The sequence below is a fragment of the Priestia sp. P1_B12_1 genome, from assembly GCF_056406695.1.
In genome coordinates, this window is record NZ_JBFTZR010000006.1 from 23,693 (window position 1) to 45,333 (window position 21,641).

Annotated in this window: 24 protein-coding genes and 1 pseudogene; 17 read left to right on the top strand and 8 right to left on the bottom strand. The window is 38.6% G+C overall.

The features are described from left to right. The first annotated feature begins 50 nt into the window (after positions 1 to 50). A complete protein-coding gene (locus AC1D0Y_RS19205; RefSeq protein WP_477707851.1) occupies positions 51 to 203 on the top strand; it encodes a hypothetical protein in 153 nt (50 codons plus the stop codon). Positions 204 to 248: 45 nt separating this feature from the next. On the opposite strand, the gene AC1D0Y_RS19210 is transcribed toward AC1D0Y_RS19205, so the two are convergent. Then, positions 249 to 713 (bottom strand): hypothetical protein, encoded by a 465-nt coding sequence (locus tag AC1D0Y_RS19210; protein WP_236702274.1) that lies wholly within the window; start codon positions 711 to 713, stop codon positions 249 to 251. 388 nt (positions 714 to 1,101) lie between these two features. Here AC1D0Y_RS19210 and AC1D0Y_RS19215 point away from each other — a divergent pair, with 388 nt between their 5' ends. The 6 genes from AC1D0Y_RS19215 to qoxD all read left to right on the top strand — a co-directional run bounded on the left by AC1D0Y_RS19215 (position 1,102) and on the right by qoxD (position 6,764). Further along, complete coding sequence (locus tag AC1D0Y_RS19215; RefSeq protein ID WP_028409228.1) at positions 1,102 to 1,449, top strand: rhodanese-like domain-containing protein; 348 nt, start codon at positions 1,102 to 1,104, stop codon at positions 1,447 to 1,449. A gap of 307 nt (positions 1,450 to 1,756) precedes the next feature. Next, positions 1,757 to 2,335 carry a hypothetical protein gene (locus AC1D0Y_RS19220; protein ID WP_025751110.1) on the top strand — a complete coding sequence of 193 codons (579 nt, stop codon included), beginning with the start codon at positions 1,757 to 1,759 and terminating at the stop codon, positions 2,333 to 2,335. A 565-nt stretch (positions 2,336 to 2,900) separates the two neighbouring features. Next, positions 2,901 to 3,854 carry a cytochrome aa3 quinol oxidase subunit II gene (gene qoxA / locus AC1D0Y_RS19225; RefSeq protein ID WP_013057827.1) on the top strand — a complete coding sequence of 318 codons (954 nt, stop codon included), beginning with the start codon at positions 2,901 to 2,903 and terminating at the stop codon, positions 3,852 to 3,854. A 46-nt stretch (positions 3,855 to 3,900) separates the two neighbouring features. Then, on the top strand, positions 3,901 to 5,844 hold the full coding sequence (gene qoxB / locus AC1D0Y_RS19230) for a cytochrome aa3 quinol oxidase subunit I (protein WP_013083896.1): 1,944 nt from the start codon (positions 3,901 to 3,903) through the stop codon (positions 5,842 to 5,844). Then, positions 5,844 to 6,452 carry a cytochrome aa3 quinol oxidase subunit III gene (gene qoxC / locus AC1D0Y_RS19235; protein ID WP_013057825.1) on the top strand — a complete coding sequence of 203 codons (609 nt, stop codon included), beginning with the start codon at positions 5,844 to 5,846 and terminating at the stop codon, positions 6,450 to 6,452. Before qoxB ends, qoxC begins: the two co-directional genes overlap by 1 nt. Before the next feature lie 3 nt (positions 6,453 to 6,455). Beyond that, positions 6,456 to 6,764 carry a cytochrome aa3 quinol oxidase subunit IV gene (gene qoxD / locus AC1D0Y_RS19240; RefSeq protein WP_013057824.1) on the top strand — a complete coding sequence of 103 codons (309 nt, stop codon included), beginning with the start codon at positions 6,456 to 6,458 and terminating at the stop codon, positions 6,762 to 6,764. Positions 6,765 to 6,793: 29 nt separating this feature from the next. Here qoxD and AC1D0Y_RS19245 read toward each other — a convergent pair whose 3' ends face one another. Continuing rightward, positions 6,794 to 7,132 (bottom strand): hypothetical protein, encoded by a 339-nt coding sequence (locus AC1D0Y_RS19245; protein ID WP_028409226.1) that lies wholly within the window; start codon positions 7,130 to 7,132, stop codon positions 6,794 to 6,796. 1 nt (position 7,133) lies between these two features. Beyond that, positions 7,134 to 7,913: an undecaprenyl-diphosphate phosphatase gene (locus AC1D0Y_RS19250; RefSeq protein ID WP_060746350.1), complete on the bottom strand. Its 780-nt coding sequence runs from the start codon at positions 7,911 to 7,913 to the stop codon at positions 7,134 to 7,136. Positions 7,914 to 8,094: 181 nt separating this feature from the next. Between AC1D0Y_RS19250 and AC1D0Y_RS19255 the strand changes: the two genes are divergently transcribed. The 3 genes from AC1D0Y_RS19255 to AC1D0Y_RS19265 all read left to right on the top strand — a co-directional run bounded on the left by AC1D0Y_RS19255 (position 8,095) and on the right by AC1D0Y_RS19265 (position 10,113). After that, the gene (locus AC1D0Y_RS19255; RefSeq protein WP_028409224.1) at positions 8,095 to 8,508 is read left to right on the top strand and encodes a hypothetical protein; all 414 of its coding nucleotides are present in this window, start codon (positions 8,095 to 8,097) and stop codon (positions 8,506 to 8,508) included. 101 nt (positions 8,509 to 8,609) lie between these two features. Then, positions 8,610 to 9,152 carry a GNAT family N-acetyltransferase gene (locus AC1D0Y_RS19260; protein WP_028409223.1) on the top strand — a complete coding sequence of 181 codons (543 nt, stop codon included), beginning with the start codon at positions 8,610 to 8,612 and terminating at the stop codon, positions 9,150 to 9,152. A gap of 133 nt (positions 9,153 to 9,285) precedes the next feature. Beyond that, the gene (locus AC1D0Y_RS19265; protein ID WP_477707852.1) at positions 9,286 to 10,113 is read left to right on the top strand and encodes an LCP family protein; all 828 of its coding nucleotides are present in this window, start codon (positions 9,286 to 9,288) and stop codon (positions 10,111 to 10,113) included. Positions 10,114 to 10,147: 34 nt separating this feature from the next. Here AC1D0Y_RS19265 and AC1D0Y_RS19270 read toward each other — a convergent pair whose 3' ends face one another. Beyond that, on the bottom strand, positions 10,148 to 10,411 hold the full coding sequence (locus AC1D0Y_RS19270; RefSeq protein ID WP_013057818.1) for a hypothetical protein: 264 nt from the start codon (positions 10,409 to 10,411) through the stop codon (positions 10,148 to 10,150). A gap of 413 nt (positions 10,412 to 10,824) precedes the next feature. Here AC1D0Y_RS19270 and hutI point away from each other — a divergent pair, with 413 nt between their 5' ends. Both hutI and AC1D0Y_RS19280 read left to right on the top strand, forming a co-directional pair. Then, positions 10,825 to 12,102, top strand: a complete 1,278-nt coding sequence (gene hutI / locus AC1D0Y_RS19275) for an imidazolonepropionase (protein WP_060746348.1) — start codon at positions 10,825 to 10,827, stop codon at positions 12,100 to 12,102. 75 nt (positions 12,103 to 12,177) lie between these two features. Further along, positions 12,178 to 12,552: a DUF7674 family protein gene (locus AC1D0Y_RS19280; protein ID WP_060746347.1), complete on the top strand. Its 375-nt coding sequence runs from the start codon at positions 12,178 to 12,180 to the stop codon at positions 12,550 to 12,552. A 47-nt stretch (positions 12,553 to 12,599) separates the two neighbouring features. Here the strand turns inward: AC1D0Y_RS19280 and AC1D0Y_RS19285 are convergent, their stop codons facing one another. Continuing rightward, positions 12,600 to 12,893, bottom strand: a complete 294-nt coding sequence (locus AC1D0Y_RS19285) for a DUF3817 domain-containing protein (RefSeq protein ID WP_013083888.1) — start codon at positions 12,891 to 12,893, stop codon at positions 12,600 to 12,602. 260 nt (positions 12,894 to 13,153) lie between these two features. On the opposite strand from AC1D0Y_RS19285, the gene AC1D0Y_RS19290 reads away from it, so the two are divergent. The 4 genes from AC1D0Y_RS19290 to AC1D0Y_RS19305 all read left to right on the top strand — a co-directional run bounded on the left by AC1D0Y_RS19290 (position 13,154) and on the right by AC1D0Y_RS19305 (position 18,340). After that, positions 13,154 to 13,729 (top strand): TetR/AcrR family transcriptional regulator, encoded by a 576-nt coding sequence (locus tag AC1D0Y_RS19290; protein WP_028409220.1) that lies wholly within the window; start codon positions 13,154 to 13,156, stop codon positions 13,727 to 13,729. Between the two features lie 33 nt (positions 13,730 to 13,762). Beyond that, a complete protein-coding gene (locus AC1D0Y_RS19295; RefSeq protein ID WP_060746345.1) occupies positions 13,763 to 14,212 on the top strand; it encodes a DUF6188 family protein in 450 nt (149 codons plus the stop codon). Between the two features lie 121 nt (positions 14,213 to 14,333). Beyond that, positions 14,334 to 17,372: an efflux RND transporter permease subunit gene (locus AC1D0Y_RS19300; protein WP_060746344.1), complete on the top strand. Its 3,039-nt coding sequence runs from the start codon at positions 14,334 to 14,336 to the stop codon at positions 17,370 to 17,372. Positions 17,373 to 17,617: 245 nt separating this feature from the next. Next, entirely contained in the window at positions 17,618 to 18,340 is a 723-nt protein-coding gene (locus AC1D0Y_RS19305; protein ID WP_060746343.1) for a GDSL-type esterase/lipase family protein, read from the top strand. Between the two features lie 29 nt (positions 18,341 to 18,369). Here the strand turns inward: AC1D0Y_RS19305 and AC1D0Y_RS19310 are convergent. Continuing rightward, a pseudogene (locus tag AC1D0Y_RS19310) lies at positions 18,370 to 19,410 on the bottom strand (alkene reductase); the annotation flags it as partial. Positions 19,411 to 19,581: 171 nt separating this feature from the next. After that, on the bottom strand, positions 19,582 to 19,701 hold the full coding sequence (locus AC1D0Y_RS19315; protein WP_013057809.1) for a DUF4023 domain-containing protein: 120 nt from the start codon (positions 19,699 to 19,701) through the stop codon (positions 19,582 to 19,584). A gap of 209 nt (positions 19,702 to 19,910) precedes the next feature. Here AC1D0Y_RS19315 and AC1D0Y_RS19320 point away from each other — a divergent pair, with 209 nt between their 5' ends. Beyond that, complete coding sequence (locus AC1D0Y_RS19320; protein WP_013057808.1) at positions 19,911 to 20,228, top strand: hypothetical protein; 318 nt, start codon at positions 19,911 to 19,913, stop codon at positions 20,226 to 20,228. 92 nt (positions 20,229 to 20,320) lie between these two features. Here AC1D0Y_RS19320 and AC1D0Y_RS19325 read toward each other — a convergent pair whose 3' ends face one another. Then, positions 20,321 to 21,508, bottom strand: a complete 1,188-nt coding sequence (locus tag AC1D0Y_RS19325; protein ID WP_060746341.1) for a macrolide family glycosyltransferase — start codon at positions 21,506 to 21,508, stop codon at positions 20,321 to 20,323. Between the last annotated feature and the right edge of the window lie 133 nt (positions 21,509 to 21,641).

Sequence of the window (21,641 nt, forward strand, 5' to 3'; positions counted from 1 at the left end):
GGCGTGTGAGTTATTTTCATACACTATATCCACCAGAAAGGGGAATGAACATGACATTAAATCAAGGAAATAAAACTAAACACATCGCTAAAGGAAGAACGGGAAAAGGTGATATGATAATGCAGAGGGAGCAAAAGCAGCATCAGGCACAAAATGCATCTTTATCTCATAATAATTGTCGGGCAAATCTTGATGGAAATTGATTAAAAAAGGAAAGCTTCTGAAACTGAAGCTTTCCTTTTTTTGCATTAAGTTAACTCGTATTTTTCTGATCCAATTACAATATAGTCTCTTGCTTGATATATGAACTTTACTGATTTTTCACAAACTTCGTACGAGTAATTCTCTAAAACATTGCTTTTTTGATTAATGTAATGCATAAAAGCACGCTGAAAATAACCATTCTCCACAAAAAGTTCACCGGTTTTGCACAGTTTTTCATGTGCTTCTTCCAGCCATTTTGCAATTTGGCTGTCGTTGTTAGCAAATGTCAGGATGTGCGCATAGTGATCTGATAAATCTGTCATATCCTCTTTATCCTGGTCAAAATAAAACACTTTTTCTTTTTTTGACTGCAGCCTTTGTTTATGCAAAGTGATATTTTTTAACAGTTCTTTTTCAACGTCTTCTTCGGGACTTATATAGATGGGGCAGGTGCCTGCTACCTCACCTTGATCTGTAAATAATACAACATAGTACAAATCAAACATCATATCTCTCCCTTCACGTGTTCATACTATCCTATCTCGCATCCTTCATTTTTAGAATCATTTTTCTAACGTTTGTGCAACATTGGTTCTAATGTATTGTATTACTCATAAGCGAACCTCAGTTTTAACGGGAAAGAAAAGGGGAAATGAAAATAAAAATTCTGCGTTTCTTCATTATAATAAGAAAAAACGATCTGTTTACTAGTATTTAAATCTTTCGAAAAATCAAAATAAATAATGATTGATTTCGTCACTTTATTGTGGTTTCATAATAAAGTGTAAAAAGACCATTTTTCTTTCAGAGAGAAATGAGATAGAGTGCTTCTGTGTTGATTCTTTCTTTTGAATATAATATACATACAGGGGTATAGAAATTAATTGGGAGGAAAACATGGCGATACTATATATGAGCATAGGTATTTTACTTTTATTAATTTGTTACAGTTTTTATAAGCGCTATGTGCCGGTGCAGGGAATAAAGAAAGTGACGACCGCCGACTGTGCTTCTACAACGATTTCGTATGTAGATGTTCGTCATTTTCATGAAATGAAACAAAACCCCTGTCAAAAAGCAATCCATATTCCGCTTCCTTATTTAGAGAGACAGCATGAGGAAATTCCATATAAAGAAGTGGTCGTAATTGTTCCTGACAGCATTTCCCGAAATTTAAGCATTCGGCAGCTCAAAAAACATGGGTATCAGGTCAAGGGATACATGTGTGCGGAAAGATGTGTGTAATAAAAAGAACAGCAAATGACCCTTTATAAGGTTTCCTTTTGGAAAGCTGTGATATATAAGCTGAAAGATACCTGTGTCAAAACGGGTATCTTTTTTTGTTATGAAGATGAGAAGGGGGCAGGGAACGGTTTCTTTTGGTTCAACAGCTACTGAGTCTTTTAGCGTATTTTCATGACAAAAGGTTTGAAAAATCCCTTTTGTGGTAAAAAAAAACGTAGTTCTCCTAGTGCATAGACAGAGGTTTAATAGGCAGTTATAATTTAGGCAATTACATAAAAGGGGAGTAAGCTAAGGAAGGTGAATAGATGTGCGAAAGATAAAGCGGTTGCTATTTCTGTTCATTTGTATAGCGGTTGTAATTGTTGCGTATGAGATGATTCGATATCCGATTGAAAACAATGCTGCAAGTGTGCAGCAGCATTTGCGGAATTGGGAGCATAAAGAAAGTATTGATGGTTCTGCAAAGATTACGCTGCAAGATTTTAAACGGGTTGATCACTCTAATACATACATAGCCTTATTCTCCATACCTGGTGATAAAGAAGGAATGGCCGTATTGAAGCAAGGATGGAACAAACGCCTGCGTATTGAAGTCAGTACCAAAATGAGCAATTTAGTGGATTATGATGATATCCATACAAATAAAGGGACATATGCTCTGTTTACAGGAACAAATAGAAGTAAACAAATTGAGCGAGTAAAGGCGGCTTTGGTGCACGATACATATACAATTGATGCCGCCGTCCCAAAAAGTGATTATTTTGTGCTGTATGAAAAGATACCGAGTCATATTAAACATCCGTTTCCAGCAACGACAACGCTGCTGGATAAAGCAGGGGATGATATCACGGTTAAAGAATTTATGGATCAAGAGCTGCGTGAATAACACGCAGCTTTTTTCTATAATAAAAGCTTTTTAAAAAAATTCACGTTTTGTTCATATTTTCGAAAGAAAGAATTTTAAGCAAAAAAATCAAATATTTGCTACAAAGTAAAGGGGAATTAACGGGCAAAATAAGTTTCATACAGGGCGTCACATTTTCTTTGAAAATTTGTCACAAAATATTCAATTATGTCGATGTGTACTGATATATCAATGTTGAAGCAAACATACAAAGCTAATTTTGCAGTTATTCCTAAAGAAATAGTTAAGAAATGGGAGCTGAATCCTTTTATTTACATTTATTCATACCAAATTATGTGATAGAATATCGCAAGGTTGAAGCACTCTAACCCCATTGGTACAGTCACTATATTAGAATATTTTTAATATAAAAAAATAAAGCAAAAGGGACGAAAAAAATGTCATTTTGTATTACAATAGTAGTGGCCTACAAATAAGGGGGAAGAGAGTCTGTATAAAAATGTCGTTATCTAGCGAAAGATAGCGCATTTTGAATGTTCATCAATATAGGCTTCGCATCATGTGTTGTTAGAAAGGAGAGTTTTAAGTGAAACCAAAAAAAGGATTTTGGAAGCTAGTAGGTTTACTATCTGCGCTTTCACTAGTATTTTTGAGCGGTTGTTCAAAGCTTGCTGTATTGAACCCGCAAGGTCCTGTTGCAAAAACGCAATCTGATTTAATCATTTGGTCTATGTGGATGATGTTGATCGTGGTTGTTGTCGTATTTGCTATTTTTATATTTGTTCTTGTCAAATATCGTGAAAAACCTGAAAACATGGACTATGAGCCACCTGAGCAAGAAGGTAACTTAAAGATGGAGGTTATTTGGACAGCATTCCCAATCATCATCTTAATTCTATTAGCAGTGCCAACTGTTAAAGCGATCTATTCTGCAGAAGAAGTACCGGCAGAATCAAAGGATAAAGATCCAATCGTGATTCACGTTACATCTGCAAACTGGAAATGGATTTTCAGTTATCCGGAACAAAATATTGAGACGGTTAACTACGTAAACATTCCAGCGGATACGCCAGTGAAATTTGAATTAACAGCTCAAGGGCCTATGAACTCATTCTGGGTACCAGAACTTGGCGGACAAAAATATTCGATGAACAACATGTCAATGCCATTATACTTAGAAGCTGATAAGCCTGGTTCTTATATGGGACGTAGTGCTAACTTCTCTGGTGAACATTTCACTCAAATGCAGTTCGAAGTTCAAGCTCAAACGGACAAAGACTTCAAAGAGTGGGTTAGTGACGTAAAAGGTACAGCTGGTAAATTGACTGAAAAGAAATATGATCAAATCCTAAGCCCGGGCGTTGTTGGTCGTCAAACTTACAACGGTACACATTTAAAATGGATTGACCATGCAAAAGATGTATACATTCCTGGCAAAGAGCTAGAACGTGGTACAGGACATGATCACAGCAAGATGAAAGAAGACGAAAAAACGAGTAATGAAGAAATGGAAAACATGGATCACTCAAATCATGAATAACATTCATTTATTACACTAAATAACGTAATGATTGGGGGAAGACATAATGAAGCTAGATGAATTTTTCGTCACTGGCGAACCTATGATTTACGCTGCTGATGCAGCAATCGCTATGACGGTCATCGGTATCGTTTTTGTCTTAACATATTTCAAGAAATGGAAATGGTTATGGACAGAATGGTTAACAACAGTTGACCATAAAAGACTCGGTGTCATGTACATCCTTTCAGCTGTATTAATGCTTTTCCGCGGCGGAATCGATGGAATCATGATGCGTATGCAGCTTGCATTCCCGGGTATGAACATTTTAGATGAACATCACTACAACGGAGTCTTCACGGCTCACGGTGTTATCATGATCTTATTCATGGCAATGCCATTTATTATCGGACTAATGAACGTAATCGTTCCATTACAAATTGGTGCGCGTGACGTAGCATATCCGTTCTTAAACGCAATTAGTTTCTGGACATTCTTTATGGGAGCAATGCTATTTAACCTTTCTTTTGTAATCGGAGGAGCTCCTGATGCAGGTTGGACAAGTTACTTCCCGCTTGCAGGTAAAGAATTCAGTGAAGGTATCGGAAATAACTTCTATGCCGTTTCACTACAGATTGCTGGTGCTGGTACATTAATGACTGGTATCAACTTCTTTGTAACAATCTTAAAAATGCGTGCCCCTGGCATGACAATGATGAAAATGCCAATGTTTACTTGGTCAATCTTCATCACATCAATTATTATTATTTTCGCGTTCCCTGTATTAACAGTAGCGCTTGCACTTATGACACTTGACCGTGTATTCGGAACAGCCTTCTTTACAATGGCTAACGGCGGTCTTCCAATGATGTGGGCTAACTTATTCTGGATTTGGGGTCACCCTGAAGTATATATCGTTATTTTACCGGTATTCGGTGTCTTCTCAGAAGTTATCAGTACACATTCTCGTAAGAACTTATTCGGTTATAAAGCAATGGTTGTATCAATGGTCGGTATCGCATTCTTAAGTTACCTTGTATGGGTGCATCACTTCTTTACAATGGGTAACTCACCGTCAGTTAACTCGTTCTTCTCAATCACAACGATGTTAATCGCCGTACCAACCGGAGTTAAAATCTTTAACTGGCTCTTTACAATGTATAAAGGCCGTATCAAATTTACGACTGCGATGCTTTGGTCATTAGCGTTTATTCCAAACTTCGTAATCGGTGGGGTAACAGGGGTTATGCTTGCGATGGCATCAGCCGATTATCAATATCATAACAGTTACTTCCTAATCGCTCACTTCCACTATGTATTAATCTCTGGTACAGTGTTTGGCTGTTTCGCAGGTTTATACTTCTGGTATCCAAAGATTTTCGGTCACACGTTGAACGAAAAATTAGGAAAAATTTCATTCTGGATTTTTGTTGTTGGATTTAACGTATGTTTCTTCCCACAATTCTTCCTAGGTTTAGACGGTATGACTCGTCGTATGCAAACTTATGCAGACAACCTTGGCTGGAACGGATTAAACTTAGTTTCAACAATCGGTGCATTCTTAATGGGTCTTGGCTTCTTCGTATTAGTAGTTAACTTATTATACAGTGCATGGAAAAACAAACGCGACACTGCAAACGATCCTTGGGATGGCCGTACACTTGAGTGGTGGACTAAATCACCAGTTCAAGCTTACAACTTTGCAGTAATTCCTCATGTGAAAGAAATGGATGCATTCTGGCACATGAAAAAACGTAATGAAACAGAAATTAAAGCAGAAGACTTAAAACCAATTCACTTACCAAGCAACTCTGGTGTGCCGTTTATCTCAGGTATTTTCTGGTTTATCGGTGGATTTGGCTTAGTATTTGAATGGATTCCAATGGCAATCGTTGGATTAGCAGGTATTTTTGCTTGTATGCTTGCTCGTTCATTTGATTATGATCCGGGCTTCTATGTAAAAGTAGATGAAATCAAGAAGGTTGAAGGAATTACAGGGGGTGACAAATAATGGCAGGACATTTAGATAAATCATTGCCGTTAGAATACCAAGAAGAACAAAGTCGCCTGAATATCCTTGGATTCTGGATTTTCTTAGGTGCCGAGATCGCGTTGTTCTCTACGCTGTTCGTAACGTACTTAACGTACCATACGCGCACAGCGGGTGGCCCTACTGCAGAAGAACTGTTCGTTGTTAAAGATTTTATGATCGAAACGCTGTTACTACTATTCAGTAGTTTCACGATGGGAATTGCCATCTTTAAAATGCGTAATAATGATTTAAAAGGACTTTTAGTTTGGTTCGTTATTACGCTTGTGCTTGGTGGAGGATTCCTTTTCTACGAAATTCGTGAGTTTTACATGTACGCAGTTCACGAAGGTGCGACAATGCAAACAAGTGCCTTCTTATCAGGGTTCTTTACACTACTTGGAACGCACGGTCTTCACGTAACAGTCGGTGTATTCTGGGCAATCAGTATTATTATTCAATTAGTAAGACGAGGATTAACACCAGTTACTGCTCGTAAAGTATTTATTATCGGTTTATACTGGCATTTCCTTGATGTTGTATGGATCTTCATCTTCACGCTTGTATACTTGAACGGATTGGTGGGATAAGACATGGAAAATAAACAAGGCCAAAAAGCAGGTTTTCCGCTTAGTCATGTATTTGGGCTTATCCTTTCACTAGCCTTAACATTCGCAGCGCTTGGTTTAGTAGTGCTAGCTGATCTATCAAGAAGCATTACGATGACTCTTATCATGATCCTAGCGTTATTACAAGCAGCAATGCAGCTAGTAATGTTCATGCACATGACTGAAAGTGAAAATGGTAAAGTACAGGTTGCAAATATTCTTTACAGTTTCTTTATTGCACTTTGTATCGTTGTTGGTACACTGTGGATTCTTGCAGCTCACTTTAACCATTAAAAATAAAACCACTTACTTCGGTAAGTGGTTTATTTTTTTTCATTCAGTTTATATTTCAACGTTTGATATTCTCCCGTGGGAACTTTTTTTACTACTTTTCCTTTATCATCGCTATAAATATTTACTTGTTCGTACACTTCAATTCGGTATCCGCCTCTTTTTTCTGTTTTAACATGAACTTCTTTGACTGACATATTTAATTGTTCTGCCTCGTCTTCATCTGCAGAGGTTTCAACAGCGCCTCCATCAAGTGAAAGGTGAGATAAGCTGTCAAACGACTGCTGGGAATTGTTATCAACATAGCTTGTCACGACTAAAATGCCGGCAAAAAACAATACTAAAAAAAGCGTCCGGACTTTCATTTTCATTTTAAAACACCCCCGTAAACTGACAAACCAGCACCACTGCACCCAATATCCAAACGTAAATTGCAAACGTTTTTAATGAATGATGCTTTAAATAATTGATCATCCATTTTACCGCTACATAACCAAATAAAGCAGATGAAAGGGTGGCAACGAATAAAAAGAAAACGGAAAGCTGCTCGACTTCACCTGTGACTACATCTTTTAATTGAAGTAACACCGCTCCGCAAATGGCGGGAGTCGACAATAAAAATGAAAAATAAGCGGCTGTTTCACGGTCTAATTTTCGCATTAACGCAGCTACCATCGTTAAGCCTGACCTGGATACAGCAGGGAATATCGCAGCTGCTTGAAATGAGCCGATAAAAAAGGCATCTCCGTATGAAATATGATCCATTTTTTTATAGCCATTTTTTACGGAATCACCAAACCATAACAGCAGTCCCGTCACAAGAAATTCCCAGCCGATCGTTAAACCAGATTTCGAAATACTGTCAAAATAGTCCTTGAACAAAAGACCAATCGCAACTGCAGGGATCGTTCCTATCACTAAAAGCCCTGTAAGCTTGCTAAAGGGATGACGAATAATATGCCATAGCTCACGCTTATAAAAGACAAACACAGCAAGCAGAGTGCCTATATGCAGCATCGTATCTAAATACAATCCTGCATCGTCTAAGCCAAATAAGTGGCGCCCTAAATATAAATGCCCCGTGCTGCTTATCGGTAAAAACTCTGTAAGCCCCTGAATGATTCCCAAAATAAATGCTTCAAACCACGACATCTTATCACCTCATACAGCGTGTCCTTATTAGTAGTGTATAGAGTAAGTTCTGAGAACATGACAAAAACATGGAAGTATAGGCATTCATTTAGTGAAATAAATACATAAAAATAGGTCATAGTATAAGAAGAGACGACCATTCTTATCTCCATCTCATCCACAATGGAAAGAGGTGCTAAAAATGATACGAAAATGGGTTGCTGTATGCGTCGTATTCGCTGCTTTTATTTTTCCGCAGGCAGTAAGTGCCGAACAGCCAAAAGTAGAGGTATTTCAAATTGAAACGGGCAGAGTCGTTCGTTCAACGCTCAAACCTCCCAGTGTTCAAAAAGAAGCCGAAAAAAGTATTGCGTCCATTACTGGTTTATATAAAAAGGCAAGTCCGCTTCCTAAAAAAGGCTATCTTGTTAAAGTACCTCTTGATCCAGCCGTAAAAATTGAAAATAGTGCGGTCAACACGCTGGCAAGTGAAGTTATTTTTGTTCTTGAGCCGAATCAAAAGCCAATCATGATGGTATTTGACAATGAAAATAGAACCTATTTTTTTGAATTTACTCATGATTTAACTCTTCTCAGAAAAGCATTACAGCTATAAGTCATCGAAATGATGGCTTTTTTTTACATAGACAGTTGACAGTTTATTATGATAAATGTAATATATTTAGAAAAGTCAGAAATAATAAGGGGGAGAATTATGTGATAGCTCTACGACCATTCTCCAAAAAAGACTTTAAACAGCTAATGGATTGGATTCCCTCCGAGTCATTTATGGTGCAATGGAGCGGCTCTAGCTTTTCTTTTCCGCTTACTCCTAGACAGTTAAAACACTACATTCGATATGCAAATGAAGATGGTGCTTCTACCTATGCTTTTTCTGTCATAGATGACAATGAACAGCTTATTGGGCACATTTCTCTGGCTCACATTGATTATTATCATAAAACAGGAAGAATTGGCCGAGTGCTGCTTGGTGAAAAGTATAGAGGAAAAGGGCTTTGCTCGCACATGTTTGAAAAAGTGTTAGCTTTCGGTTTTGAAGAACTAGGTCTTCATCGAATTTCGCTCGGCGTTTTTGATTTTAACGAGCGGGCGATTCAGTCTTATGAACGAATTGGCTTTACACGTGAAGGCCTTCTTCGAGATGTCCGGCTTGTAGATGGACAGTACTGGAGCTTAATTGAAATGAGTATGCTAGAAAGTGAATGGGCACAGCGTGATGTGCATCAAAAATCAAGCTAACATCTACTAGTGAAAAGCCAGCTTCCCAACAAGCCGGCTTTTTTGACGTGTGCTTAAATTTCCTCAAGAAGGTATAAATTTTCATTCATTAAGGCATATAGAGAGTAAGTGATGTGTAAAGGAGGCCGTATGAATGAAAAAATACAAAGTAGGCATCTTAGCGGCATGTATGTTGCTTTTAGGAACCGCTGGGTTTGGAATTGTCTATCAGCAGCAAACATCTGCTAAAGAGCAGCCTCATTCGTTTAATGTACTCGTTATGGGCGTAGATGAAAGGCCAGGCGATACGGGCCGCTCAGATGTATTAATGGTGGTCAATTTAGATAAAAGCCATAATAAAGCAAAGGTTATGCCGATCCCTAGAGATACGCGCGTGCACATTGATGGAAAAGGAACGGATGAGAAAATTAATCATGCCTATCGATACGGAGGCATTCCTTTAACCGTGCGCACGGTTGAGAATTTTTTAAATATTGACGTTGACTACTATGTGAAAGTAAATATGGAGGGGTTCAAAGATGTAGTCGATGAACTTGGCGGCGTGAACGTGAATAACCCGTTTCCTTTTATCTTTGATTCATTTATCTTTCCTGAAGGAGAAAATGCGTTGAACGGTGAAAAAGCTCTTGCCTATGTGCGGATGAGACATGAAGACCCAAAAGGTGATTTAGGAAGAAATAATCGACAGCGCCAAGTAGTGGAAGCCCTATTAGATAAAGGAATGAACATGTCAACTGTGAAAAATATCCCAAGTCTTCTCACGCTCGCAAAAAAGCATATCCAAACGAATATTGATGTCAGCGATGCATTTACGATGTATAACGTCATTAAGAATGGACGGCCTGATTTCGAAACGGTAACGGTAAAAGGAGAAGGACAAATAGTAGATGGTACATGGTATTATGTTGTAAAACCATCTGAAAAAAAGCAGCTGAGCGCTATGTTTCAACAAACCCATTAATAAAAAAGAGGGCTGAAAAAATTCAGCCCTCTTTTTATTCACCAATTTCTTCTTGACGCTGCAAGCAGGAAATTTGTTTTTTCTCTGGATGGACACCAAATGTATAGCCCCACGTTTGCAATTTATCTAGAATGATTTCGTCTTTTTTAAAGCCAAAGATCATCACTACATCTTGGTTTTCATCTAAAAGCAAATACTTTTCATCTTTGCGCCACATCGTTAAGTTTGACGCATAGAAAAGATTCCAGCCGTTATTCATGCGATGGCCGGTTGCTTGGTTTTTATAGTTGACAATCATATTTCTTCCTCCATTAGTGAATCTTTCTAAAAGTAAAACTTCAAAGAATATTATAAACGTTCTCTTCCTAGAAATCTATTGTTTATCCTATTGAGAGGACCTCGCCGTGATGTTTATAAAATACATGTGATAAAAGATTTAGTATATAAGGATATATCTGTATAAAACAAGAGTCAATAAGTAAGAAAACGGAGAAAAAAAGGGTCTAAAAGCGTATGTAATTGAAAAAAATATAAGTTATCTAGCTTTAAAGACTTAAAAACACGCTTTTCAGACCATGGACATGCTTTTTCGAATTTCTACCTACAAGAAAGAAGGCAGAGGTGCGAAATGTGTAGGTGAATCTAAATGAGTTTACGGTAAACATGGAGCCCCAAAACGTGGTACACGCTAGAAAAGGGGGAAATTCAACGATGTCCAAAAAAGCGCTGTGGATTAAAAATGCTTCGCAAGTTGTAACGGCCAAAGAAAATAAAGGTCCTTTAGCTGGAAAAGAAATGAGAAACTTGACGGTGATTGAAAATGGCTCAGTCTGGATAGAAGGAGATCAAATTGTGACCGTAGGTACAACAAAAGAGCTAGAACAAAAATATGAAAGAGACAGGAAGGACGCAACGATTATTGATGCTTCTCACAAAATTGTAACTCCGGGTCTGATTGATCCCCATACACACGCTGTGTACGCTGGATCGCGTGAAGAAGAATTTTATAGGCGATTTGAAAGACCAACTTCTTACTTGGATTTATTAGAAGAAGGTGGAGGTATTCACTCCACTGTCGTTCAAACACAGGAAGAATATGCGTACCGGATTTATCAGCAGAGCTATGAGCGTCTTACGTCTTTTCTAGCTCACGGAGTCACAACTGTAGAAGTGAAAAGCGGATATGGCTTAGAACTAGAAACAGAACTAAAGCAGCTGCAAATTGCTAAAATGCTGAATGATACACACGCAGTTGATGTCATAAGCACCTTCTTAGGAGCACACGTCGTACCTTTAGCATATAAAAGAGATAGGCAGAAATACGTCAATTTACTTATTCACGAAATGATTCCTCAAATTTCTTCTTATAAGCTCGCAGCATTTAATGATGCTGTATGTCTTCCAAATGCTTTTTCATTCCAACAATGTCAAGAAATACTCGAAGCCGGGAAAAGCCATGGCATGCTTCCTAAAATACATGCCGACCCCTTTGAATACTGCAGAGGAGCAGAGCTCGCAGCAGAGGTAGGAGCGATATCAGCAGATTATCTTTTGTATGCTTCTGATGAAGGATTAAAGAAACTGGCTGAAAAACGGATCGTAGCCACACTTTTACCGGGGAATTCCTTATTTGTTGGAATGAAATGGCCAGATGCTAGAAAAATGATCGATTTAGGCGTTCCGGTTACTCTTTCTACAGACTGCAATCCAGGTTCATCTCCAACGACTTCACAGCAATTTGTGATGAACCTGGCATGTATGAATATGAATATGAGTCCTGAAGAAGTGCTTGTAGCCACAACTATTAACGCAGCTCATGCTATTAATCAAGGAGATAAGATTGGGAGTATTGAAGCCGGAAAACAGGCTGACTTAGCGATTTTTAATGTCTCTAGTTATCGAACCCTTCAGTATCAGTATGGCTTAAATCATATTGATAGCGTAGTGAAAAAAGGAGAAGTAGTTGTAGAAAACGGAAAAGTTTTGTAAAACAAGTTTATAGAAAAAGAGAAAAGGGTAAAGAATAGAGAATTTGTCACACATGCAAAGGCAGGGAATTTAGATATGATTACAAAACAAAATGTTATTCCATTACTAAAAGAAGCTTGCCCATCTTTTGTGCCAAGCGAAGAAGTGGACCTCAACGATAAAGAAGAGCTGCAGCATGAATTAAGCCGAGTTGCGGGTCATTTAATCTCTCTAGAATATAACGGCCAGCTTCAGCGTGAACCGGACGTATTTGAAGCGATTGAACAGCTGTATGTAGAAGGTGAAGCTGATGTGAAAGAAGCTGTTACAACGGGACTCTTTCAAGCAATGCATGAAATGATTATAGATCAGCAAATTAGTCCAGAAGAAATTGGAATGCTATTAAAACCTCACTCACTGAAGTGGTGGAAAACGATTGACCATTTTAGCGAAAACAGTGGTGAACAGTAAGGAAAAAGAACGTCATGGGAACATGATGTCCGTGACGTTCTTTTCTTTTACTGTTCTTTTTTCAGCTGTCTCTCCAAAATAAAAGGGCCGAACGGAATAACCGACATAAGAAATGCAAATAAAGAGCGGCCGATTGACCATTTATGCGCGAATTTTACATGAACGACTGCAAGAGCGTACAGCACAAAAAGTGCACCGTGTGCTGCGCCTACAACTGATACAGCTTCTGGTATGCCTGCTGCATATTTTAGGGGCATAGCAATGCCAAGCAGCAGTAAAAATGAAATTCCTTCTAAAATTCCTACTAAACGCAGGCGACCGATTGGTGATGTAAGAACCATGTTTTCTCCTCCCGTAACGACGGAATAAATTTCTGTATCAATGACAAAAATGTACCATAGCGGGCTCTTCATATACAAGCATCATTTGTATCTGTCACAAAAAAGTCGAAAACGCTTTAATTTGCTCTATAGAAGTGTTTGGTTTAAAAAACTGACATACTCTTGTGATGCAAGGGATAAAAGAGCACACTACGTGTTGACAAGTTATTTTAATTATTTTATATGTATAGTATCGAAAACGTATGAGAGGATTTTTTACCATGACAAACCGAAAACAGCAGAGAGAGAAAATTTTAGATGCTGCTTTTGAAGTGTTCGGATCCAAAGGCTACTATGAAGCAAAAATGATTGATATTGCTAAACTAGCCGGTGTATCTAAAGGAACGCTTTACTTGTACTTTTCGTCTAAAGAGTCGCTTTATATCGCTGTGAACAATCGTTCGTTTGATGAGTTTTTGTATCATGCAAAGCGAAGAACGGATGAATGCCAAACGTTTCATGAAAAGCTGTATTCAATTGCGAAGCATCATCTGCTCTTTTTTTACGAAACTAAAAAATATCCCGACTCTTTTTGGCAAGCCCCTCACCAAATGCCAGAGATGATGGGTCGTCTTCATCAATTTTTTGAGGATTATCACGGGCTTGTTGCTAAATTGATTGAAGAGCAGAAAATAAAAAATGCTTTTTTACATTCAAAAGCGTTTTGCAGCATGTTAAATGGGTATAGGATGGATATCGTTTCCGATGATGATATAACAGAAGAAGATATCATGAACTATGCGGAGTTCATTGTGAACTTATACATTGAAGGCTGCCATTTTGAGACCCAAAAATGACTTGTCGGTACTGGTTGATAATGGAGGGATATGATGAATACCAGCAGCACAGTAATTAATTTTTCATATTTTCAAGAACAAACCGTTACCAAGGTTAACACAGACAATACCCTGCCGTTTTCTCTTGGATTTAGTAAAGGTGGACTTGTGGCAGAATGTCCATGGAGACTAAAAAACAAACGCAGCATCTTGCTTGGTCAAGCGGACTGGAAATCGCTACATTCTGCCGAGCAGCGTCAGCAAGTCGAAGCGCTGCTGCTTGGCCACCACATTATTTCTATACAGTGGTATGAAGATATCGGTATACTCCGAATTACGTTTTCTAATGGGTATGCGCTAGATATGTTTCACGACAGCTCGTTTTTTGAAGGTTGGGATTTATATGGTCAAGACGGCTTTTCCTTTATCTCGCTGCCAGGGGGAGCGTGTGACCATCAAATTTCAGTTTGTATAGACAGTTCATCAGCACAGGAGAGGAGGTGAGTTTTTTTTGTGAAAAACTGACCCATGGGTACTCTAAAATTGTTGAAAAATTAAAACGGGTCTGCAGCTATTAAAGGATGAAGGCTTCTCAAATAACTTAGTTACGTAACGGAGGAAAAAGATGAATTTTTTGACGAGATTTAGTTTAAAAAATGCGGTAGCTGTGTTTATCGTTTCATTTTTACTTATTTTAGCGGGGCTATATTCATTTTCAAAACTAAAAATTGATTTACTGCCGAATATCGAATTTCCGCAGCTGTCCATTGAAGCAACGTATCCTGGGGCTTCTCCTGATGACGTAAATGAAAGCGTCACGTCGAAAATCGAAGACCAAGTGAAAGGAATTGAAGGCGTTAAAAGCGTACAAAGCGTATCGTATGAAAACGTTGGTATTATTAATTTAGAATTCCCGTTTAATACGGATTTAGATAAAGTTGAACAGCAAATTAACTCGTCGATAAAAGAATTAGATTTACCAGAGTCATCAAATGTAGACGTAAATCGTTTTTCGTTTGGTTCATTCCCGATTTTCAACATTTCACTGTTTGCGAAAGATGATGCAAATCTTGAAAAAGTATTAAACGATGAAGTGATTCCTGAATTGAATAAAATTCAAGGTATTAACTCCGTCTCAGTTGGCGGCGTGAAAGAGGACCTTTTACAAATTACGGTCGATAAAGAAAAAGCAGCTCAAGCTGGCTTGACGCTTGATGAGATGAAAGAACAAATTAATCAAAAAGCTGTTTCATTCCCAGCAGGAACATTAAACGGAAAAGAGCTTCAAATTCCAGTGCGAGTAGAAGAAAAAGTTGCGACGATCGATGCATTAAAGAAAATCCAGCTGAAATCTACGATGAATCCTGAAGCAAAGCCTGTGAAGCTTGGCGATATTGCCAAAGTCGAAGCCGTAACAGAACAAGGTGAATATACGCGCTATGACGGCAAAGATGCGCTGTCGATGGCCATCACAAAAAAACAAGATGCCAATACGGTTGAAGTAGCAAGCAAAACGATGAAAATTTTGAAAAAATATGAAGATCAGTTAGACTACGCAATCGGCTTTGACTCAGCTGACGGCATTGAAAAGTCTGTTGAAACATTAGTGCGTGAAGGATTGCTCGGAGCATTATTTGCGTCACTCGCCGTGCTGATTTTCTTGCGTAACTTCCGCGCTACGATCATTGCGATTATATCAATTCCATTATCGCTGTTAGTATCAGCTATTTTCTTAAACCAGCTTGATATTTCACTTAACATTATGACACTAGGCGGAATGGCTGTAGCCGTTGGGCGCGTAGTGGATGACAGTATTGTTGTTATTGAGAACATTTTCAGACGCGTACGCCGTTCAGAAGAAGGCATGAGCAATAAGCTTGTCGAATCGTCCACAAAAGAGATTTTAAAAGCTATCACCTCGTCTACGATTACAACGGTTGTCGTATTCTTGCCAATCGGCTTTGTAGGAGGAATTACAGGAGAGTTCTTCTTGCCGTTTGCCTTAACAGTTGTTTTTTCACTGTTAGCATCTCTTCTTGTAGCGATTACAATCGTGCCGATTCTAGCAAAGTTTGCATTTAAAAAAATACCGCCTGAAGAAAAAGAAGGAAAGCTGCAGCGCGGGTATGCAAAAGCGATTGCATGGTCGCTTAATCATAAAATTAAAATTTTAATTTTATCCTTTATTTTACTGTTTGGTTCATTTGCGCTTGTTCCTTCACTTGGCTTTACGTTTATTCCAAATGAAGAACAAAAGATGCTTCAAGCCAATGTCCAATTACCGGCATCTACATCACTTGAAAAAACAAACGACGTATCTTTAAAAATTGAAAAGATGTTTGCGGATCAAAATGAAATTTCAGATGTGACCACGGAAGTGGGATCACGCGACTTTTCAACAGGCGTAAAACGCCCGAACCAAGTTGGCTATTTCTTGAACGTAAAAGAAGGCGTGAATGTTGATACGTTTATTGATAAAGTTCAAAAGAAAATGGAAAGCATCACGAAAGAAGAATCACCAAAAGCAACAGTTAATGTGCAAGAAGCATCAACAGGAGGGCCTCCTACAAATAATAACGTAACGGTTGATTTATATTCTTCTAATTTAGATGACTTGCAAAAGGCAGCTAAGCAAGTGGAAAACCACTTAAACAAAGACAAACGTCTTAAATATGTAACAAATAACTTCTCAGATAAGCAAAAGCAGCTTGTAGTCGAAGTAGATCCTGATAAAGCGGCAGAGTACGGGGTATCTGGATTTCAGCTGCTTGGTACGATCTCTGATCAAACCAAACCGGTATCCGTCGGAGACTTAAAATTAGATAATACAAAACGAGCGGTTCAGCTTTCGTACGATAAAGACCTTGCCTCAGTAAAAGAAATTAAAGACCTGCAAGTGTTTACAGAGAGAGGGCCTGTGTTAGTAAAAGATATCGCTGACGTTCGTACAATTGATACGTTCACTTCTATTCAAAAGCTTGACGGCAAAGTATTTGCGCGAGTGGAAGCAGACATTAAAGGCGATGATGTTCAAGCTGTGACCAAAGATGTTGTAGATGGAGTGAAAAAGTTAGATTTGCCTAAAGATGTGAGCTTGGACGGTGGAGGCGGAAGCGACGAGACAATGGAAGTCTTCCAATCTCTAGGTCTAGCCATTTTAACAGCAATCGGCCTTGTGTATTTAACGATGCTCGTTACGTTTGGAAAAGCGCGCATTCCATTTATCATTTTATCGTCACTCATTTTTGTGCCAATCGGTTCGTTAGTTGGCTTAGTACTTGCAAAAGAACCGCTGTCCGTCAGCGTCATGATTGGATTCTTAATGCTGATCGGAATTGTTACAACAAACGCGATTGTGCTTGTAGATCGAATTACCCAAAATCGTGAACAAAAAGGCATGACGATCCGCGAATCCCTTATTGAAGCTGGGAAAACGCGCTTGCGTCCAATTTTAATGACGGCATTTGCTACCATTGCTGCATTAATTCCGCTGGCGCTTACTACATCAAGCGGAACGCTGATTTCAAAAGGCTTAGCTATCACGGTGATCGGAGGGCTGGCGTCATCTACCCTTCTTACCTTAATTATTATTCCAGTGGTATACGAACTCTTCTTCGCAAAACAAGTGAAAAGAGAAAAACAGCTGGAAAAAGAAACGACATAAGAACTATTTTCTAATAGAGGAAAATATGACCATGTACTATATGTTATAATAAAAGTACGTTTTAACCCCTTATATTATAGAAAAAGAAGCGGCGCTTTCAAGCGCCGCTTCTTTTTTATGTAAAATCATTATTTACAAAAAATGATTAAAAGTCTTGTATGGAGGGAAAGAGTGTTAACAGGAAGCTTTACTATATCATCGTAGAGTTATCTAAAAAACATACAAAGTACAGGAGTGTCGTTTTCGTGAGTTCAACAAAGAAAGTTGTATTTATCAGTTCCATTATCTTAAATGTCCTTTTCATAGGTGTTTTTGCTTTTTATGCAAGTAGCAGCAGCGCGATGAAAAATCCGCTGTCATCTAATGATTCGTCTAAGCAAAGCTATAGAGATAATCCTTATTACATTGAACGGACAACTTTGTTCAAGCAATTAAGTATTCCTAAAGAGTCAATCGTATTTCTCGGTGATAGCATTACCCAGCGCTCTGAATGGAGCGAACTTTTTCATAATAAGCAGATTGTCAATCGAGGCGTAGCCGATGATACAACAGAAGGGGTATTGCACCGTCTAAAAAGTATTACAGATGCTAAGCCAAAAAAGATTTTCTTAATGATTGGCATTAACGATTTAAATGAGCAAAAATCTGTAAAAAAAACCAAAGCCAATTATGCTGAAATTCTTGAGCGTATTCATAAAGAATCACCGAATACAAAAGTCTATATTCAAAGTGTACTGCCCGTGAACAATAAAAAATGCGGCGACGCAGTGGACAATAAAGATGTGATTGCGTTAAATAACTATTTAGAGCGTCTGGCTAAGAAACACAATGATTCTTACATTGACCTGTATTCGAAAGTATCTACACATAATCAGTTAAAAAGTAATTTCACGGTTGATGGTCTTCATTTAAAGGGCCAAGGCTATGCTATTTGGAAACAAGAAGTTCAGGCATACGTAAACCAATAAAAAAAGCGCTCCGAAAGGAGCGCTTTTTTTTAGATAAGCTCTGGTAAATGTTTTTTAGCATCGTATTCGACAAGAGCATCTCCGTTTTTGATGCGCTGTAAATAATCAGGATTTGAAATAAGTGGGCGACCAATAGCAGCTACGTCGATCCAGCCGGCTTGCAGCGCTTTTTCAGCTGATTCAGGCGTTAAGTCACCTACACCGATAATCGGTCCATCCCAGTACTTACGCGTAATTTCATAAAGATTTTGACCGTTTTGAACATCTTCATAAAAATCCAGCATAGACGGATGAATGATCTCAATTCCTGTTTCTTTAAATGCTTCTGTATACGTTTGAATAGCTTTTTCAGTGTCGTCCCAGCGATAGTCGGGTTTATCAAGCTTATGAGGAGAGAAGCGAATCACAACGCGCTCTTTTCCAACGGCGTCGATAACAGCAGAAATCACTTCTTTCATAAACGTTAATCGCTGTGCAAGGTCGCCTCCGTATTCATCCGTGCGTTTATTAGACCAGTCTGAATTAAACTGATCGATTAAATAGCCGTGAGCACCGTGAATTTCAACGCCGTCAAATCCTGCTTCAATGGCGTTTTTAGCGGCTTGAGCGTACTGTCCTACAACTTCTTTAATATCTTCTTTTGACATTTCTTCAGGCTCTTCGTAGGGCTTGCGGAAACGAGGCACTTGGCCTTGTGCTGCAATAGCAGAAGGGGCCTGAGGCTTATGTCCATTGATTAACCCGGAATGACTCAATCGGCCAACGTGCCAAATTTGAGCGATAATCGTGCCGCCTTCTTCATGAACAGCTTCTGTTACAGGCTTCCATGAATCAATTTGTTCTTGGGTATAGATACCGGGAACGCCAGGATTTCCTTTTGCGCGTTCGCTGATAACGATTCCTTCACTAATAATTAAGCCAATACCATCCTTTGCGCGGCGGCGGTAATAGTCTACAACGTCTTGACCGACTACGCCTGTCTCTGGATCAGCAAAGCATCTTGTCATCGGTGCCATTGCTGTACGAGTGTGTAAATCAAATGCTTCAATGTTTGTTGGTTGGAATAGTTTTTCAAATGTACTCATTTTATATTCAGCTCCTTAAGAGGAAAGTATAGCTGCGAACGTTTTGCAGCGGGTTCAGTTTATTGTAACAGGGGATTTGTTTTATCTTCAAACATTTCGACTTCCGAAAAAAGTCCAAAAAAAAGCCGGCTGTCTTTACAGCCAACTTTTACAACATTAATGCTGTTTATTAGGAAGTTTTTTCTCAGGATGTCCAGTAGCTTGACCCTGCTTGTTTTTACGCTGCTTTTCTTGATTATCGTTCAGCTTTTGAACAAATTCATTTGTGTTTTCCATATTATCTAAACCTCCTTTATGAGCCTTTCCCTGTTACTATAACCCATTGCCTGCAAAAACATGACGCCAATCCGCTAAAAGCCGCTCCATATATACACCGGTATATAGAAATTAACAGGAAAATCGTGTATACTGTTGTAAAAATAACGTTAATGTTTCGTGAGTTTATAATTTCTTATTCATTCATGAACAAGAAAAGGTGTTACGCAATGAGTGATTTTTTTAGCGGGAAAGAAATGTCGTTTATTTTGATTTTGACATTCAGCGTGTACATATTTGTCTGGAATGTGCCCCTTCAGGCAACAAATGCCATGATGATCTACTTTATCCTGCTGTTTTTGTATACAGTCAGTAAGCTGCTTTTTTCTCCTCAGTTCCGACAATTTCCGCTTGTTAAGGTGCTATTGGCCATTTTATTCGTTCTTATGCTGGCTGAAATAATCGTTGCTTACAGCACTCATAGCATAAAGATTACAGATTTAAATCATATTTTCGATTATTTCAGTCATATGGATTTGTATTCATAAGTTTTTGAGCCGTCATTTTGCTAATCATTGGCGTATATACAGTTTGTACATAGCTGGTTTAATAAAAAAAGTGCACAAATGTGCACCTTTTTTTATGAATATTGTTTCACTACGTGATTTACTATTTTTTCGGCTGCAGCGGCGGGGCCAGCTGCCTGTTCGAAACTTACGTTGATTTCTTTTATCCCTTTCTTGTAGCGGTCGTCATGTATGACTTCGTCAACGGCATTCCTTAACAGAGAAGCATTTACCGTTTCTTTTGCTAAGCGATACCCGGCGTTTAGTTCCACGAGTCTTTGAGCAACGATCGGCTGGTCTTTTCCGTGAGGTAAAACGACTAACGGTACGTTAAAATGTATACTTTCATTTACGCTGTTCATGCCTCCGTGCGTGATAAAAACATCAGCTTCTTTTAGCACGTCAAGCTGAGGAACATAGGGCGAAATAATAAAATGCTCCGGTGCTTTTTTTATTTTTTTAAAATCAGCCCGGTCTCCTGCTGCAATCACAACTTTTCCTTCAAAGTCGCTAAATGCGTCGATGCAAAGGTTGAAAAAGCCTTCTACATCATGAAGCACCGTTCCCATTGAAATATAAAGAACTTTTTCGTTCTTTAGCTTTTCTAGCGGAAAATCATGAGAGCCGTGACGCTCTGGAAAGCTTGGCCCAATAAATAAACACGAGTCATCAAAATGTTCATGAAGCGGCTGAAAAAAGCGGCTTGTATATACGACCGTTAATTCGCCTTCATTGTTCATAAATTGAAGCAGGTTTTTAGGTTCTACGCCAAACTGATTTTTTAGCAAGCTGAGCCCGTACTGAGCTTTTTCGTCAGGTTTAAATGGAACGCCTGAATCCGGATGCAGAGGCATCATTGCTAAGCGTTCTTTTGGCATTAAAAAAGACGCAGAGGATACAATCCCGGGAATCCGCAAATAATCACGCACTAATTCGCCTGCTCCAAACTTGTCGTAAAACACAAAGTCAAAGTCAATTTTTTTTGATAACGTATGAACAAGCTTCAGCGTATCTAAAGACGTTTGGATGTGGATATTTAAAAAAGCGTTGATTCCTTGAGGAGTTTCAGGCTTGATGGATACACCGCTTAATAAGTCTCGGTGAGTGTGTACGATAGCCCCGGCGTTTTCAAGGCGCTCTTTAAAACGCTCGGCCGTAATGTAGTGAACGGTATCACCTCGGTCTGAAAAAGCTTTTACCATTCCAAGCGTTGGGTTTACGTGACCTTCAGCAGGAAAATTAATCATTAAAATGTTTGCCATTTTTTCACTTCACTTTCGGTAAGATTTCTTCAAGCGTAATCAAATATAAGGAAGTTGACAACTAATTTGACTAGCTCATTTATCTTTTCAAACTCTACCTTTGTGTGTAAAATGTGAAAAAAATATAACTTTT